Here is a 1094-nt window from a genome sequence, read left to right as displayed (position 1 = left end):
ACGGCCAGCGACGCCCTCATGGATGGATCATGCCGTGTACCGCCGTGCCGTCTGTAAGGCTGAAGCCAGAAACGCGCCCAGCGACATCAGCCAAAGCGCCGATCCGGCCGCCCCCAGGTAAGTCCAAAAGATCACGTTGGCCGACGGCGTTTCATGCGGTAAATAACGCGAGTAGTCGGAAACGTACACTGCGTAGCTGATTTGATAGCCGGCGGCGGCCGACAGCTGAATCAAAAAGGCCGCCCACGAAAAATGCCCAGCGCCGACGACGGCGTCCATCCGCAGCGACAACACGGCGCCGACCGTCAGCACGCCGAACACTGCCATCATCACATAGGTCAGCCAGCGCTGCACCGCATGGAGCATGTCGTGGCCGACGATCGCCAACAGCACGGCCACCGCGATCAGCAACGCATACCAAGGCAGACGGTGGCCCGGCAACACCGTGTTGATCGCATCGGTCGCGAGAATAACGTTGAACACGTTGAAACCGATGTAAACAAACACCACGGCGGCAAAGGGAACGATGGCGCCACGCAGGCCGAATTGGGCCCGTGACTGGATCATCTGCGGCAGCCCCATGCGCGGCCCCTGATTGGCATGACACGCCATGAAGAACGTGCCGAACCCCACGCCGACGGCAATGGCCAGCATCGAATAAAGCGCGCCCAACCCCAACGCCGGGCCGCTGAAACCGACCACCATCGTCGTCAAAACGAAATTACCGGTAAACCAAAACGGCGCCTGATGCCAAACCTTGCCATGCCGCTCGTGATGGGGCACAAAGTCTATCGAGCGCACTTCAATTTTTGGGCGTGACGCCACATTGCGATTGTTCATGTCCCACCTCGTCGTTTCAACGCTCGGTTTGCGGCTGCAGCTGCGCTGCCGGGCGGCTCAACAGGCTGCCCAACACGAAGGCGATGCCGCCGCCCAGCAGACCGCCGTAGATCGGGCTGTTGGCATCGATGCCGTGCCAGATCATCAGCCCCACCACACACAGGCTGCCGGTCAGCATGCTGGCAATCGCGCCGGCGCTGGTAGCGCGCGGCCAGAAGATCACCCCCACCAACGGGATCAACATGCCCCCCACC

General features: G+C 61.8%; 1 protein-coding gene and 1 pseudogene. Both read right to left on the bottom strand.

Annotation, left to right across the window (positions count from 1 at the left end):
• Positions 1 to 27: 27 nt before the first annotated feature.
• Positions 28 to 840: a cytosine permease gene (locus tag AB0I71_RS32660; protein WP_357591230.1), complete on the bottom strand. Its 813-nt coding sequence runs from the start codon at positions 838 to 840 to the stop codon at positions 28 to 30.
• A gap of 16 nt (positions 841 to 856) precedes the next feature.
• Positions 857 to 1094: pseudogene (locus tag AB0I71_RS32655) on the bottom strand (hypothetical protein); the annotation flags it as partial.

The sequence above is a fragment of the Micromonospora sp. NPDC049891 genome (genome assembly GCF_040660295.1).
In the GTDB taxonomy this organism is placed as follows: domain Bacteria; phylum Actinomycetota; class Actinomycetes; order Mycobacteriales; family Micromonosporaceae; genus Micromonospora.
This window is presented reverse-complemented; position numbering and strand designations above follow the sequence as displayed.

Coding starts and splice junctions, on each gene's coding strand:
- AB0I71_RS32660 (WP_357591230.1), bottom strand. CDS start 840: ATGAACAATCGCAATGTGGCGTCACGCCCAAAAATTGAAGTGCGCTCG.